The organism is Streptomyces sp. bgisy130, from assembly GCF_057708345.1.
The window spans coordinates 273,353-288,664 of sequence record NZ_JBYISA010000007.1; the positions used below are offsets into that span (position 1 = coordinate 273,353).

Genomic DNA, 15,312 nt, shown 5'->3' on the forward strand with positions numbered 1-15,312 from the left:
ACGCAAACTAAGGCCGGTTGACCCAAGGCCCGAGGGGCTTGGTGCCCGGGGGTGGTGGGGTGCGGGCTGTCTGGCCGAGGGTTGCCGCGGGGCGTACGCTCCCGGTGCCGAAGCGGGCCCGGGCGCGGTCGACGGCGGCCTCGATGCGGTGCGCCTTGTCGTCGGACGGGTCGAAGGTCAGCTGGCGCGCGGCGCGTTCGGCGCGGCACAGATCCTCCGCGCGCAGCGCCACGGAGCGTACCCGCGCCCGCTGAAGTCCGAGCGCGGCATGCAGCGCGTAGGCCGCCTCGGTCAGCGCGGGCCCGTGCGCGGTCGGCCCGTCCAGCCGCCGGGTGCGGGTGGTGGTGGAGCGGTCGGCGTAGCGGACGGTGAGGGTGAGCGCGCGGGCCGCCTGTCCGCTCGCGCGCATCCGGGCACCGAGGTCGTCGGCGAGCGAGAGCAGTGCCCGGCGGCGCCTGGCCGGGTCCAGCTCGTCGTGGGTGAAGCGGTGTTCGGCGCCCATCGAGCGGGCCGCGGCGTTGGGGGTCACCGGCGTCGGGTCGATACCGCGGGCCCGTTCGTAGACGATCCGGCCCGTCCTGGCGCCGAGGATCCGCTGGAGGGTCGCGGGTGGTGCGGCGGCGATCCGGCCGATGCTGTCGAGCCCATAGGCGCTCAGGGCGCGCGCGGTCGCCGGGCCGACGCCGTGCAGCGCCGAGACCGGGCGGCGGTCGAGGAACGCGGCGATGGCCGGGGCGCCCTCGGGGACGGCCCGGATCTCCCCGGGCGCCGCCCCCTGGGCCGCCATCCGGGCGAGCAGCGGGTTGGCGCCGATCCCGATCGTGCACCGTACGCCGTGCCAGGCCAGCGCGCGCAGCCGCACCAGTTCGGCGAGGCCCGTCGCGTCCCGGTCGAAGTAGCGCAGCGCACCGCGCACATCCGCCAGCGCGGCGTCCGGCGGCAGCGCCTCGATCACCGGGGTGAACTGCGCCAGCAGCCCCAGCAGTTGCTCGAAGCATCCGGCGCTCACGGGGGTGCCGTCGACGGTCCGGAACCGTACATGGAGCATGCCCGGCTGCCGCGGGGCGCCGGGCGGATCCGGCGGTGCGGCGGGCGGCCCCGGCGCGGGAGTCATCCCGCGCTCCCCGGGCTGGAGTGCCACAACTTGCGTCCGGTGGCGGCGCGTTCGCCGGGGGGCTGGAGGTCGGCCCACGGGTGCAGCTCGTAGCCGGTCGGCAGCCGGATGGTGCGGCCCGGGGCGGCGGCCGGCTCGGGCTCCCGGTCCGTCCCGGACTCCTTGCCGGGTCCCTGGCCCGGCTCCGCCGACGGGGTGTCCGCCTCGGCCGCCCCCGTGCCCGCCTCGGCCGTCCCCGCGTCCGGCACCTCCGCGAGCCGGGCGGCGACCGCCTCCAGCCCGCCCTCGCGGCGCAGTTCGGCCAGCTCGGCGAGGTTCCAGGCGGCGGCGCCGACCACGCTGAGGCTGCGCGGACCGCGCCGCTGGACCGTGCCGCGCACCAGCAGCAGCCAGGAGTGGAAGATCGTGTGCGCACAGGCCGCATGGCTGTCGTCGAAGAAGGCGCAGTCGACCAGCCCGGTGCTGTCGTCCAGGGTGGTGAAGATGACCCGGCGGCCGGAGCGGATCGGCGGTGTCTGGGTGGCCGCCTTGGCCCCGGCGACCAGCACCGTCTCACCGTGCCGGGCCTCGCGCAGCAGCCGGGCCGGCAGCGCGCCCAGCTCCGCAAGGAACTCCCGGTGGTCGGCCATCAGATGACGGGAGGCGTCCATGCCGAGGACGCCCAGCTCGGCGCTGAGCCGTTCGACCTCGCTGAGGTCGGGCAGCCCGGCCGGCTCGACCGGATCGACCGGTTCCGCGTCCGCGCCGTCGAGGGCCCGTCCGGGCAGCGTCAGCTGGCCGCCGGGCGCCTGCCGGCCGCGGTGGTGCAGCTCGGCGATGTACAGCAGCAGGTCCCGCCGGTTCGCCCCGAAGGCGTCCAACGCGCCCACCCGGGCGAGGCGTTCGGCCACCGGGCGGCCCGGCCTGGCCCGCTGCCACAGGTCCGGTAGCGAGTGGTAGGGCTGCCCGGCCTCGATCCGCTGCGCCTCGGCCTCGCTCATCCCGTGCACATCGCTGAGCGCGAGCCGCAGCCCCCAGACCGCGGAGTCCCCCGAGCCGTCGCCACGGGAAGCCCCACCGGACATCAGTTCGATTCGATGAGCGACCGCCGACCGGTTCACATCCAGCGGCAGCACCGGCACCCCGCGCCGCCGGGCGTCCGCGAGCAGCAGCCGCTTCGGATACATCCCCGGGTCATGGGTGAGCAGCCCGGCGTAGAAGGCCGCGGGATGGTGCGCCTTGAGCCAGGCGGACTGGTAGGTGGGCACCGCGAAGGCCACCGCGTGCGCCTTGCAGAAGCCGTACGAGCCGAAGGCCTCGACGATCTCCCAGGTACGCGCGATCACTTCGGGTGCGTACCCGCGCCGCTCGGCGCGCTGCGCGAACCAGGCGCGCACCCGGCCCTGGAGCTCCGGATGCGACAGCGCACGCCGCTTCTCGTCGCCCTCGTCCCGCCCGCAGCCCGTCATGATCCGCAGCAGCTCGATGATCTGCTCGTGGAACACCACCACCCCATAGGTCTCGCGCAGCGGTTCCTCCAGGTCGGGATGCGGATAACGGACCGCCTTGCGGCCGTGCCGGGCCTCGATGAAGGGCCGCACCATATCGGCGGCGACCGGCCCGGGACGGAACAGCGAGATGTCGACGACCAGGTCGTGGAAGGTGGCGGGCTGCAACCGGCCGACCAGATCGCGCTGGCCCGGCGACTCGATCTGGAAGCAGCCGAGCGTCTCGGTCGAACGGATCAGGTCGTAGGTGGCCGGGTCCCCGGGCGGCACCTGTGCGGGGTCGTCGAGGTCGAGCCGGCGGCCCGTGGCCCGGCCGATCTCGGCGACCGCGTGCGCCATCGCGGACTGCATCCGCACACCCAGCACATCGAGCTTGAGCAGCCCCATCTCCTCCACGTCGTCCTTGTCGAACTGCGACATGGCGAAGCCCTCGCCGCTGGTCGGCACGACGGGCGTACGGTCCAGCAGCGTGGCGTCCGAGAGCAGCACCCCGCACGGGTGCATGGCGATCCCGCGCGGCAGCGCGTCCAGCGCCTCGACCAGCGGCCACAGCCGCTCGCCGCCGGCCTCCCGCACCCCGCGCAGCTCCGGCAGCTCGGCCAGCGCGGCCCGGGCGTCCCGGGCGCGGATGTGCGGGAAGGACTTGGCCAGCCGGTCCACCTGCGCCGGGTCCATGCCCAGGGCGGCGCCCACGTCCCGTACGGCGTGCCGGACGCGGTAGGTCTCGGGCATCGAGACCGTGGCGACCCGCTCCGCGCCGAACCGGTCGAAGATCGCGCGGTAGACCTCCAGCCGGCGGGCGGACTCGACGTCGATGTCGATGTCCGGCAGCGCCGCCCGCCGTTCGGACAGGAAGCGCTCCATCAGCAGTCCGTGCTCGACCGGATCGGCGTGCGCGATGCCCAGGAGGTGGTTGACCAGGGAGCCGGCGCCGGACCCGCGGGCCGCGACCCGGATGCCCATCTCCCGTATGTCGTCCACGACTTGAGCGACCGTCAGGAAGTACGAGGGGTAGCCGAGCCGCTCGATCGTGCGCAGCTCGTCGTGCAGCCGCGCCCAGCGTGCGCGGTCGTGGTCGTAGCCGCGCAGCACCATCCCGGCGGCGCAGCGCGAGCGCAGCACCCGGGCGGCGGTGCGGTGGCCCGCGCCGACCAGCCGCGGCTCGGGGAAGTGGATCCGGCCGAGCCCGATGTCGTCCTGCGGATCGACCAGGCACTCCCCGGCGGTCTCCTCGGTCATGGCGAGCAGCCGGTGGGCCAGGCCGCGCCGGAAGCCGGCCGCCTCGGCGATCCGCTCGGCGGTGTGGCTCATCGTGGCGCCGTCCTTGAGCCAGCGCTCCCCGCTGTCCCGGGCCTCGGGCCGGTGCCGGTCCACCGGCACCAGACGGCGGGCGGAATCCAGGACATCGGCGACCGGGCCCTGGCCGGGGTCGGCATAGCGGACCGCGTTGGTCAGGACGGCACGGAGGCCCTGGTCGACGGCGAAGCCGAGGGTACGGGCGGCCAGCCGCGGGGAGCCGGGGCCGCTGCCGGGCCGGCCGTGATCGACGACCTCCAGGCGCAGCGCCTCGCCGTACAGCTCGCGCCAGGGGGCGATCAGCCGCGCGGCGCGGTCCGGGCGGCCGGCCGCCAGCGCCCGGCCGACCTCGGAGTCCGGTCCGAGCAGCACGGTCAGTCCGTCCGTGGCGGCCTCCAGGGCACTCCACGGGAGGACGGGCTGCTCCCCCTGCCCGGCGTGGGCGGCCGAAACCAGCCGGCACAGGGCGGCCCAGCCGGCCGCACCCTCGCGGGCCAGGAAGACGGCGCGGGCGGCGGACTCGTCGAGGAAGGCGCCGCCGCGTACCGGGGTGCGGCGGCGCGCGGTGGGCGTGGGCGCCGACGCGCGCTCCGCCACGGCGAGTTCGCTGCCGAACAGCGGGCGGACACCGGCTTCGGCCGCGGCCTTGGCGAACCGTACGGCCCCGGAGAGCCCGTCCCGGTCGGTCAGTGCGAGGGCGTCCATGCCGCGTTCGGCGGCGCGCTCGGCGAGCCGCTCCGGATGGGAGGCGCCGTAGCGCAGGGAGAACCCCGAAGCGGTGTGCAGATGCGTGAACCCGGGCATCCGCACCTCCTGCACCTCATCCGCCCCCCGGCTGACCTTGCGTCCCCCGTTCCTCCTCTCCACCATAACCCGCGCATCGAACATTCGTACGAAGGCATGCCGAGAGGCCGGCCACCGATCCGCCGATCAGCCCCACCGATCTGCGCACGTCTGCCGCCAACCGGAAGATAAGGGAACAAAAGCACCGGACCGGCCGCCGGAGTGTGGCGAGGAGCGAGGCATGGCCACGACGGACGACGGCACCCGCACCACCTTCCTCGGGGAGGTGAAGAGCGCGGTGACGCCGCACGCCTCGCTGCTGGTGCTCGGCGTCCTGGGGCTGGTGATCGCCTTCATCGCCTCGTACACCGGCGCCTTCCACCACCCCGCGCCGGCCGATGTGCCGCTCGGCGTCGTCGCCCCCGCGCAGGCCAGAGCGCAACTGGTGGGCAAACTGGACCGACTGCCGGGCTCTCCTCTGGCCCCGCGCGCGCTGCCCTCCGAACGGGCCGCCCGGCAGCAGCTCGCGGACCGGACCCTCGACGGCGCACTGATCGTCGACCCGCGCGGGAGCACCGACCGGCTGCTGGTGGCCAGCGGCGGCGGCGCCTCCCTCGCCCAAACGGTCGAACTCGTCGTCCGCTCGGCCGAGAAGGCCGAACACCGCAGCGTCCGCACGGTCGACGTGGCCCCCGCCGCCGCGGGCGACAGCCGCAGCCTGTCGTCCTTCTACCTCGTCGTCGGCTGGTGCGTCGGCGGCTATCTGTGCGCCGCGATCCTCGCGATCAGCGCCGGGGCGCGCCCCTCGAACGGACACCGGGCGGTCATCCGGCTGGCCGCGCTCGCCGTCTACGCGCTCGCCGCCGGACTGGCCGGCGCGATCATCGTCGGACCGGTCCTCGGCGCCTTGCCCGGCACCTTCTTCGGACTGTGGGGGCTGGGCGCCCTGACCGTCTTCGCGGTGGGCGCCACCACCCTGGCCTGCCAGGCCCTGCTGGGCATCCTCGGCATCGGCCTGGCGATCCTGCTGATCGTCATCCTCGGCAATCCGAGCGCGGGCGGCGCCTACCCCTACCCGCTGCTGCCCCCGTTCTGGCGCGCCATCGGCCCCGCCCTCCCACCGGGCGCGGGCACCTGGACGGCACGCTCCCTCGCCTACTTCCGCGGCAACGCGCTCACCGGCCCGCTCCTGGTGCTCGCCGCCTGGGCGGTGGGCGGCACCCTGCTCACCCTGGCCCTGTCGATCTTCCACAGGAAGAGCGAGAGCCCGTCGCAGGCATGAGGCCGTTCCCCGCCGGACGCCGTGACACCTGAGCAACCACACCCGGCCGCGGCCCCCGCACTGGTGGCGCGGGCCCTGACGGCGGAACTGCCGGAAATCACCGGGGCATACGAAGTGAACGGGCGGGAAAACAACGAGGACTTGGGCCCGCGAGGTGACGGTGAGGGCGCCGCGGCGGGCGGCCGGAGCCGGCGAAGGAGGGCACCGCGACGGGCACACCGGGCCGGTAAGGCGACCGGCGGGCGGCCGGTTCTTACCTTTACGGGCGTCCCGGGCAGCACGGAGGGAGCCTCCGGCCCCCCACTTCAGCCAATCACCGGAGATCGAAACCCGCCCGAACGACCGGTCGGCGGCTGAATCCCTTCGCTACGTGGCCGAGTGGCGTTTGCCCGGGGCATACCGACGGCGACATCCGCGCTGGCCGCACACCGCTTCGCCCCGGCCGTCCGCCACCGCCTCCGGCCGGTTCGCGCCATTACTCTCAGCTTTCACCTAACGACTCAAAGTGATCGCTCCTTGCCCACTCGGGATGCTTTCGGGGTGCGGTTGGGCCAGACTCCCGTCCGGTATCTGCACCTTCGAGCAAGGGAGTGTTCGTCATGCGGTACATCACTGGGGCGGTCGCGCTCGGCGCGGCACTGGTCCTGGGCACGCTCGCCACCACCGCGCACGCTGTCGCCGCACCGGCCCAGCCCACGCGGACCGGCGGGCTCTACGCCCCCACGGCACTGGTGCTGACAGCCGGCCAGGGCGAAAGCCGCGCGACCGCCACGGTGCAACGCGCCGTGACGCTCAGCTGTATGCCGGGGGCGACCGGCAGCCACCCGAACCCGAAAGCCGCCTGCGCCGAACTGCGCACGGTGGCCGGTGACTTCAACGCGGTGACCACTGCCCCGTCCGACCGGCTGTGCACCAGGGAGTGGAACCCCTACGTGGTCACCGCCGACGGCGTGTGGCAGGGCAAGCGGGTCTCGTACACCTACACCTTCGCCAACTCCTGCGCGATGGCCGACGGCATGGGCGCGGTCTTCGACTTCTGACCGGACCAGCACGTCAGATCCCCGGGCACCGGACGCGGCGCCCGGGGATCCCGCATGTGAGGGGGCATGCCTGGGACGGTGCCGCCCCCCGGACGATGAGCGGATCCGGGGCCCGGCACCGTGCGCCGAGCCGCTGCGGGGTGTGCCGGTGGGTCAGCCGATTTCCGCGCCGTAGGCCTTCAGGGCCTCGGTGACCGGCTGGAAGAAGGTTTCGCCGCCGTTGGAGCAGTCGCCGCTGCCGCCGGAGGTGAGACCGAGGGCGGACTCGCCGTCGAAGAGCGCGCCGCCGCTGTCACCGGGCTCGGCGCAGACATCGGTCTGGATCAGACCCTCGACCGTGCCCTCCTGGTAGTTGACGCTGGCGTTCAGCGCCTTGACCGTGCCGTCGTGCACCTGGGTGGTGCTGCCGCTGCGCTGCACCTTCTCGCCGACGGTGGCCTCCGCGGCCTTGGTGATCTTCTGGGTGCTGCCGTTGTAGAGGTTGACCTCGCTCGGGTGCGCGGTGTCGCCGGTGTACTTGGCGAGCGAGTAGTCGTCGCCGGGGAACTTGGAGTCCTCGGTGGTGGCGATCGCCGAGCCGCCCTGCTTGTCGGACCAGCTCTTGATCTCGTTGCCGCAGTGGCCGGCCGTCAGGAAGTGCGGCTGGCCGTCCTTGACGACGTTGAAGCCGAGCGAGCAGCGGGCGCCGCTCCCCCAGATCGCGTCGCCGCCGCCGATGAAGGGCTTGAACTGCCCCTTGCTGTGGCGGACCTCGACCTTGTCGCCGAGGCTCTCGGCGACCTTGGTGAGCTTGTCCAGCTTGGTGCCCTTGACCGTGCGGTCGGCGGTCACCACGACCTTGTTGCTCTGCGGGTCGATGCCCCAGGACGTGCCGGGGATGGTCGCCTTCGACTTCAGCGTCTGCCGGGCCGAGTCGAGCTGGGCGAAGGTGTGCTTGACGAGTCTGGCCTCCGCCCCCTTCGCCCGTACGGCCTTGGCCGCCGCCTGGTTCACGACGTTGACCACCAGCTTCTTGGCCTTGGCGTCGTAGAACGCACCGGCGGTGTCCGTCTTGAGGTGGGAGGCGAGCGTGCTCGCCGCCGCCGAGGTCAGCTTGGCGAGCGTCGGCTTGGGGGCGGGGGCCTGGGACGCGTTGGCGTTGGCGAGGGTGACGGTGGCGGTGGCGGCGAGGGCGAGCGCACCGGCGCCCGCGATGACGGCGCGCCGGCTGGGTATGCGTCGGTGCTTCAAGTCAGGGCCTCCCGTGGGGGGAAGAGCCCGGAAACTGTGGGGAGTTGCCCGGGCCCGGAGAGTAAGGGATCAGGACTGGCACGGGTCCGCCCCGAGGAGCGGCGGCTCGGGGAGTCGCGTCCATGCCAAGGTGGAGTCGAGTATTCCCATCCGCCTCACTCGCGCACAAGACCGAGTTCCGGTCTCACATGCGAGAGTTCACCACTTCGCCACACGAAGGACACACCGATATCCGTGCACCTCGACCCGAGTGCGGACATCAGCGGGCATGCGGAGCGCCCGGCGGACGGCAACGTGTGAGGACTATAGCTGGCCGGAAAACACCGACCGGGAGCCGCCCCCGGGCCGTCAAAAATGCCATATATACCCGCAGGAAAGGGTACATACGGCATTCAGTGGCACATCAGAAGGGCAGCCGGCGCTCGCCTCACACCCTCATGCGCGAGGGCGGCCTACGGGAGGTCCTCCACCGGCGGGAGGTCCGCCAGCTCCGGCGGCAGGGCGTCCTCCGCGCCGTGCTCGACGGCCGTACGCGACGACCGGGGCACCGCCGGGGCAGGCCGCTGCACACCGTCCCGCTCCGCCTCGGCGGCCGCGGTCTGCGCCTGGGCCTGGAGCCCGGAGCGCTCCAGGAACCGCAGCAGTTCGACCGGGAACGGCAGGACAAGGGTGGAATTCTTCTCGGCGGCGACCGCCACCACGGTCTGGAGCAGTCGCAGTTGCAGCGCCGCGGGCTGGCCGGACATCGCCTCGGCCGCCTCGGCCAGCTTCCTCGACGCCTGGAGCTCGGCGTCCGCGTTGATCACCCGGGCCCGCCGGTCGCGGGTGGCCTCCGCCTGGCGGGCCATCGACCGCTTCATCGTCTCCGGCAGCGAGACATCCTTGATCTCCACCCGGTCGACGGTCACACCCCAGCCGATGGCCGGGCTGTCCATCATCAGCTCCAGGCCCTGATTGAGCTTCTCGCGGTTCGACAGCAGATCGTCCAGCTCGCTCTTACCGATGATCGACCGCAGCGAGGTCTGCGCCATCTGGGAGACCGCGAAGCGGTAGTCCTCGACCCGGATGACCGCGTCGGCGGCGTCCACGACCTTGAAGTAGACGACCGCGTCGACCCGCACCGTGACGTTGTCGCGGGTGATGCCCTCCTGGGCGGGCACCGGCATCGTGACGATCTGCATATTGACCTTGCGCATCCGGTCGATGATCGGAACGATCATGGTGAACCCGGGCTCGCGCACCTCGGAGGCCAGCCGCCCCAGCCGCAGCACCACACCGCGCTCGTACTGCTTGACCACCCGCGCCGCCGCCATGAGATACACCGTGCCCGTGCAGGCCAGCGCCACCCCGGCCGTCACCAGTTCTTCGACCATCACGGCTCCCTGAAGATGTGCCGCATACGTCTGGATCACGCTGTTTACCATGGTATGCCCGGCCCGGAAGGCGGTCGAGACCGATGACGGACACCGAGGGGCCCCCGTCCGCCGGCGGACGGGGGCCGTCATGCCGCCGGAGCCGGGTCCGGCGTGGTGTGCGGGGATCCCGCCGTACGGACCCGGATCCCGCCGTACAGACCCGGGCCGCGCGATCCCGGGCCGTACGGACTCAGCCGGCCGGCGTCAGTAGACGCTCACGCCGTACGCGCTCAGCGCCTCGGTGACCGGCTGGAAGAACGTGGTGCCGCCGGAGGTGCAGTTGCCGCTGCCCCCGGAGGTGAGGCCGAGCGCCTTGGTCCCGGAGTAGAGGGGACCACCGCTGTCGCCGGGCTCGGCGCAGACCGTGGTCTGGATGAGGCCGGAGACGATGTCGCCGCCGCCGTAGTTCACGGTGGCGTTCAGTGCGGTGACCTTGCCGCCGTGGGTGCCGGTGGTGGAGCCCCGGCGGGTGACCGACTGGCCGACGCTCGGGGTGCCGGCGCTGGTGATGTCCTGGCTGCCGACCATGCCCGCGTGGGCCACGGAGGAGTTGGTGTACTTCACGATGCCGTAGTCGTTGCCGGGGAAGCTGGAGCCGGCGGTCGGACCGATGCTCGTGGTGTGCGAGGAGTTGGTGTACCACGGCGGGTTGCCGTCGGTGCAGTGGCCGGCCGTCAGGAAGTAATAGGTGCTGCCGCTGCGGACGTTGAAGCCGAGCGAGCAGCGCCAGCTGGGTGCGTAGATGGCGTCGCCGCCGGAGATGAACTTGCGGAAGGTGCCCGCTGTGCGGTCGATGCGGACCGCGTCGGCGTTGCTGCCCGCGGCCCGTTCGATCTTGGCGATCTCGTCCTGGGAGACCGTACGGTCGGCGGTGACGACCAGGGTGCCGGTCGCGCTGTCGACCCGCCAGGCGGTGCCGGGGACGTCCGCGGCACGTACCGCGTTCCCGGCGGCGGAGAGCTGGGCGGCGCTGAACTTCTGCGCGGGAGCGGGGTTCTGTGCGTTGGCGGTCGGGACGGCGATGGCACCGATGGCCACCAGTCCGGACGCCACGGCGATCAGCCGGGTGCGTCTCGCCACGCCGCTGCGGGGGGTGGTGCGCTCGTTCCTCACTGATTCCTCCGAGGGGGATCGGGGCCGCCGGTGGGCGGCCGGTGAGGCGCAGCCAAAGGGCACACCAGAATCCGCACGTTCATTTTCGGCGTGCCCCTGACAAGCGCTGAGCGGAGTCTCGGGCGCGCCACCCCCGCCGCGCAAGAGGTCCGCACCGATGTCTCCCGCCCGACACACGGCCGCAATCCCACCACCGCCCCCAACACTCCGCCCCGGCAGCCGCATTGACGGCTGCCGGGGCGGCGCTGACCCCCTCGGTCACGAGTGGGACGGATCAGTGGACGATACGGTTCCGCGCCGCCCGCGGGATGACGGGCGGGGGCGTGGCGGGACGCGGTTCAGTCGGCGCCCCCAGGGCTCGCCGTGAGACGGCTCCGTGGGACGGCCGCCCCGCCCCCGTACCACTTCGGAGCCGGGATCCGGGGAGGCGGCGCAACGTGGCGCGAATGATGCGCCCGGCAGGGGGGCGCGCAAGCCACCCGGAACGCCGCGCTCCGGCCGCCATCGTCCGACAATCGGCCCGCTCAACTTTCGAGGGAAGCGGGTCCGGTGGACACAGGTCGGAATCCGCCGCCGCGTCAACACCCCTCCGATGGGCCAGTCTCCCGATCATCGGGCTATCCCGAGGAGCTCCGCCGAGTCCCTTGGCATTTGCCCTGGTCCCGTGCACGAACCGACCCGGGGGTCCGCTGCGTTTTCTTGCCCTCTTCGACCCCGCTCACCCGATAGAGTACTGACCGTGATGCTCGTCGTACTGTCAGTTTCGTTACGGGGCGCGTAAGCTGATGCTGCGCCACCCTCTTTGCACCAGATGTGTCACGAACCCCCCGTGCGGCGGCTATCCACTTGGCACACCCTCCGCCTCATGAACGACGATAGGGGCGGACACGCAGAGACCGCGGGTGAGAGGAGGCGTCAATGGGATCGGTGCGCAAGGCGAGTGCCTGGCTTGGCCTCGTCGACGACAGTGATGACGAGCGCTACTACGACGACGACTACGCCGAGGGACCCGATGCCGGTGACTCGGGCGACAGCCCCTGGGTCACCGACCCCCGGGTCCGAGTGGCCGACGAGGCCGCCCAGGACCAGGGCACCCGCATCGCCACGGTCTCCCCGGAGAGCTTCCGGGACGCCCGCGGCATCGGCGAACTGTTCCGGGACGGCGTCCCGGTGATCGTCAATCTGACGGCCATGGACTCCTCCGACGCCAAGCGGGTGGTGGACTTCGCGGCCGGCCTGACCTTCGGTCTGCGCGGTTCGATCGAGCGGGTCGCCACCCGCGTGTTCCTGCTGACCCCCGCCGACTACAAGGTGGTCAGCGGGGAGGCCCGCGGCCACCGCAACGGCGGCTTCTTCAACCAGAGTTGAGCCGTCCCGCGGCTGTCCGGACGGGGTCCGGGCGCCCGCGGGACCGCCACCGGCGCACCGGCCCCGGGTGGCGCGGCGCCCCCCGCTCAGCGGGCGAGGCCGCTCACCGGAAGGCGTCCAGGCCGGTGAGCGCCTTGCCCAGCACCAGCTGGTGCATCTCGACGGTGCCCTCGTAGGTGAGCACCGATTCGAGGTTGGTCGCATGCCGCATGACGGGGTACTCCAGCGAGATCCCGTTGGCACCGAGAATCGTCCGGGCCGTGCGGCAGATCCCGATCGCCTCCCGTACGTTGTTCAGCTTGCCGAAGCTGATCTGCTCGGGGCGCAGCCGCCCCGCGTCCATCCGCCGCCCCAGATGGTGGGCCAGCAGGATCCCCTTGTGCAGTTCGACCGCCATGTCGGCGAGCTTGGCCTGGGTGAGCTGGAAGCCGCCGATCGGCTTGCCGAACTGTTCCCGGGTCTTCGCGTAGTCCAGCGCCGCCTCGAAGCTGGCGCGCGCGGCGCCCATGGAGCCCCAGACGATGCCGTAGCGGGCGTGGCTGAGACAGCCGAGCGGGCCGCGCAGTCCGGTGGCCTCCGGGAGCACCGCATCGGCCGGCAGCCGTACGTCGTCCATGACGAGTTCGCTGGTCACCGAGGCACGCAGGGACCACTTATGGGTGATTTCGGGGGCCGAGAACCCGGGGCTGTCGGTGGGGACGACGAAGCCGCGGATGCCGTCGTCGGTCTGTGCCCAGACGACCGCGACACCGGCGACCGAACCATTGGTGATCCACATCTTGCGCCCGTTGAGCACCCAGTCCCCGCCGTCGCGCTTGGCGTACGTCCGCATCGCGGCGGGGTCGGAGCCGATGTCGGGCTCGGTCAGGCCGAAGCAGCCGATGATCTCGCCGGCCGCCATCCGGGGCAGCCACTGCTGCTTCTGTTCCTCGGAGCCGAAGCGCCAGATCGCGTACATGGCGAGGGAGCCCTGGACGGAGACCAGCGAGCGGATACCGGAGTCGGCGGCCTCCAGCTCCAGGCAGGCCAGACCGTATTGGACGGCGGAGGCACCCGCGCAGCCGTAGCCGGTCAGGGACATCCCGAGCGCGCCGAGGGAGCCGAGCTCACGGGCGAGTTCGCGGATGCCGGGCAGTTCGCCGCGCTCGTACCAGTCGGCGATCTGCGGCAGCACCCGGTCGGCGGCCCACCGGCGGACGGTGTCCCGTACGGCCCGGTCCTCGTCGGTCAGCAGATCGTCCAGGCCCAGGGGGTCGTCGGGGTCGAACGGCGGAAGCGTCGAGGACGGCGGTGCGGACATGGCGGGCCTCCGGCGGATGCGGCGAAAAACTAGCAGTGGTAGTTATTTGCGCTTCCGACGGTACGGGCCGAGGTGCCGCGCGGCAAGAGTCACCGCCGCGCGGCGGGGCAGGGACGTCCGGGAAGAGAGCCGGGGTCAGCGGCCGGAGCTCGCCGGGGCGGGCTCGCTGCTGCCGCGGCCGGCGCCCTCACCGGGGGCGGGCTCGCCGTCCGCCTCCGCCCGCTCCGTGGAGTCCGCCGCCCGGCGCGGCAGCCGCAGCGCGATCCCGGCGCCGACCAGCAGCAGCACGGCGCTGGCGACGAGGGTGACGTGCAGCCCGCGGACGAAGGAGTCCCGGGCGGCCTCCCGCAGGGCGGCGCGGGCGGCTCCGCCCAGACCGGCGGCGACTTTGTAGGCCTCGCCGAGGGAGTGCGCCGCCGAGGCGGAGGCCCGCTCGGGGACACCGTCGACGTGGTTCAGGCCGGGGGCGTAGGCGGCGTTCATGACGCTGCCGAGCAGGGCGACACCGATACCGGCGCCGAGCTGGTAGGAGGTCTCCCCGATCGCGGCGGCACCGCCGGACTGTTCGGCGGGCGCCTCGCTGAGCATCGACTCGTAGGCCCCGAACAGCGTGGACTGGAAACCGAAGCCGAGCAGCACAAAGCCCAGGGACAGCAGCCAGGGGCGGTCCTCAGCGCTCATCGCGGTCAGACAGAGCACCGCGACGGCGGTCAGCACGAAGCCGAGGGAGACCATCGCGCGCGGCCCCAGGGCCTGAAGCATCTTCGAGCCGGTGAGGCCGGCGGCCATCGCGGCGAAGACCAGCGGCAGCATCCGCAGCCCGGTCTCCAGCGGGCTCAGCCCGAGGACCAGTTGGAGGTACTGAACGGCGATCAGCTGAAGGCCCACCAGGGCGAGCATGGCCAGCACGATGCAGCCGACGGAGGTGCCGAACGCGGGCCGGGCGAACAGCCGCACATCGATCAGCGGGTCCTTGCGGCGGCGCTGGCGGCGGACGAAGAGGATCAGCAGCAGGACGCCGAGGACGATGGGCAGCAGCGTGGTCGGGCCCACCACGGCCGCACCGCTGCCGATCCGCTTCACGCCGAGGACGATCCCGAGCACACCGAGCGCCGCGACGATCGCACCGATCACGTCCCAGGGGCCGTTGCGCTCACCGCGCGACTCCGGCAGCAGCCACCGCCCTATCAGCAGCATCGCGGCCATCATCGGGATGTTGATGAGGAAGACCGAGCCCCACCAGAAGTTCTCGACGAGGAAGCCGCCGAGGACCGGGCCGACCGCGGCACCGACCGCGGCCACCGCGCTCCACACGCCGATGGCGACCGCGCGCTCGCGCCGGTCGGGGAAGACCTGACGCAGGATCGACAGCGTGGCCGGCATGATCATGGCGCCGCCGATGCCGAGCAGGGCGCGGGCCACCATCAGGATCTGCGGATTGGGCGCGAGCGCGGCGGCGGCCGAGGCCAGACCGAAGAGGCCGTAGCCGAGGAGCAGGACGCGGCGGCGCCCGACGCGGTCGCCGAGGGTGCCGAAGAGGATCAGCAGCGAGGCCGCGATCAGCGGATAGACGTCGACGATCCAGAGGAGCTCGACGGGTCCCGGTCGCAAATCCTCGGTGACCGAGGGCACTGCGACGTACAGGATCGTGGTGTCCAGCGCGACGAAGAGCAGGCTGACACAGAGCACGATCAGCACGGTCCAGCGGTTCGCACCACCACGTGAAAGCCGGGGAACACCAGCCGTCCGTCCACTGCCGGACGCGGTCGTCCCGGACATGCAGCACCTCCAGTCATGCTCTCGCGGCCACGGAACAGGGCGCGAAAACGCCCCGGGCGAACCGGCGGCACGGGCGAGTTAAGACGCTCAGACTACGCGAGTCCC

At 72.6% G+C, this 15,312-nt stretch carries 10 protein-coding genes; 3 read left to right on the forward strand and 7 right to left on the reverse strand.

What is annotated here, in order from left to right; genetic code table 11:
* Positions 1 to 7 precede the first annotated feature (7 nt).
* Together AC3EUV_RS12950 and AC3EUV_RS12955 are read right to left on the reverse strand one after the other, a co-directional pair.
* Positions 8 to 1,114, reverse strand: coding sequence for a DNA polymerase Y family protein (locus AC3EUV_RS12950; RefSeq protein ID WP_432145513.1), 1,107 nt, complete (start codon positions 1,112 to 1,114; stop codon positions 8 to 10).
* Positions 1,111 to 4,701, reverse strand: a complete 3,591-nt coding sequence (locus AC3EUV_RS12955; RefSeq protein ID WP_435602941.1) for a DNA polymerase III subunit alpha — start codon at positions 4,699 to 4,701, stop codon at positions 1,111 to 1,113. Before AC3EUV_RS12955 ends, AC3EUV_RS12950 begins: the two co-directional genes overlap by 4 nt.
* Positions 4,702 to 4,921: 220 nt before the next feature.
* On the opposite strand from AC3EUV_RS12955, the gene AC3EUV_RS12960 reads away from it, so the two are divergent.
* Together AC3EUV_RS12960 and AC3EUV_RS12965 are read left to right on the forward strand one after the other, a co-directional pair.
* Positions 4,922 to 5,962: a DUF3533 domain-containing protein gene (locus AC3EUV_RS12960; protein ID WP_435602942.1), complete on the forward strand. Its 1,041-nt coding sequence runs from the start codon at positions 4,922 to 4,924 to the stop codon at positions 5,960 to 5,962.
* 599 nt (positions 5,963 to 6,561) lie between these two features.
* On the forward strand, positions 6,562 to 7,002 hold the full coding sequence (locus AC3EUV_RS12965) for a subtilase-type protease inhibitor (protein WP_432145516.1): 441 nt from the start codon (positions 6,562 to 6,564) through the stop codon (positions 7,000 to 7,002).
* A 153-nt stretch (positions 7,003 to 7,155) separates the two neighbouring features.
* Here the strand turns inward: AC3EUV_RS12965 and AC3EUV_RS12970 are convergent, their stop codons facing one another.
* From AC3EUV_RS12970 to AC3EUV_RS12980, 3 genes are all read right to left on the reverse strand, one after another.
* Positions 7,156 to 8,232, reverse strand: coding sequence for a S1 family peptidase (locus tag AC3EUV_RS12970; protein ID WP_435602943.1), 1,077 nt, complete (start codon positions 8,230 to 8,232; stop codon positions 7,156 to 7,158).
* A gap of 452 nt (positions 8,233 to 8,684) precedes the next feature.
* Positions 8,685 to 9,605, reverse strand: coding sequence for a slipin family protein (locus AC3EUV_RS12975; RefSeq protein ID WP_432145537.1), 921 nt, complete (start codon positions 9,603 to 9,605; stop codon positions 8,685 to 8,687).
* Positions 9,606 to 9,851: 246 nt separating this feature from the next.
* Positions 9,852 to 10,760 carry a S1 family peptidase gene (locus AC3EUV_RS12980; protein ID WP_435602944.1) on the reverse strand — a complete coding sequence of 303 codons (909 nt, stop codon included), beginning with the start codon at positions 10,758 to 10,760 and terminating at the stop codon, positions 9,852 to 9,854.
* 918 nt (positions 10,761 to 11,678) lie between these two features.
* Between AC3EUV_RS12980 and AC3EUV_RS12985 the strand changes: the two genes are divergently transcribed.
* Positions 11,679 to 12,128, forward strand: coding sequence for a cell division protein SepF (locus tag AC3EUV_RS12985; RefSeq protein ID WP_432145519.1), 450 nt, complete (start codon positions 11,679 to 11,681; stop codon positions 12,126 to 12,128).
* A 103-nt stretch (positions 12,129 to 12,231) separates the two neighbouring features.
* On the opposite strand, the gene AC3EUV_RS12990 is transcribed toward AC3EUV_RS12985, so the two are convergent.
* Positions 12,232 to 13,428, reverse strand: a complete 1,197-nt coding sequence (locus AC3EUV_RS12990; RefSeq protein WP_432145520.1) for an acyl-CoA dehydrogenase family protein — start codon at positions 13,426 to 13,428, stop codon at positions 12,232 to 12,234.
* A gap of 135 nt (positions 13,429 to 13,563) precedes the next feature.
* Complete coding sequence (locus AC3EUV_RS12995) at positions 13,564 to 15,207, reverse strand: MFS transporter (protein WP_432145521.1); 1,644 nt, start codon at positions 15,205 to 15,207, stop codon at positions 13,564 to 13,566.
* Positions 15,208 to 15,312: the final 105 nt, after the last annotated feature.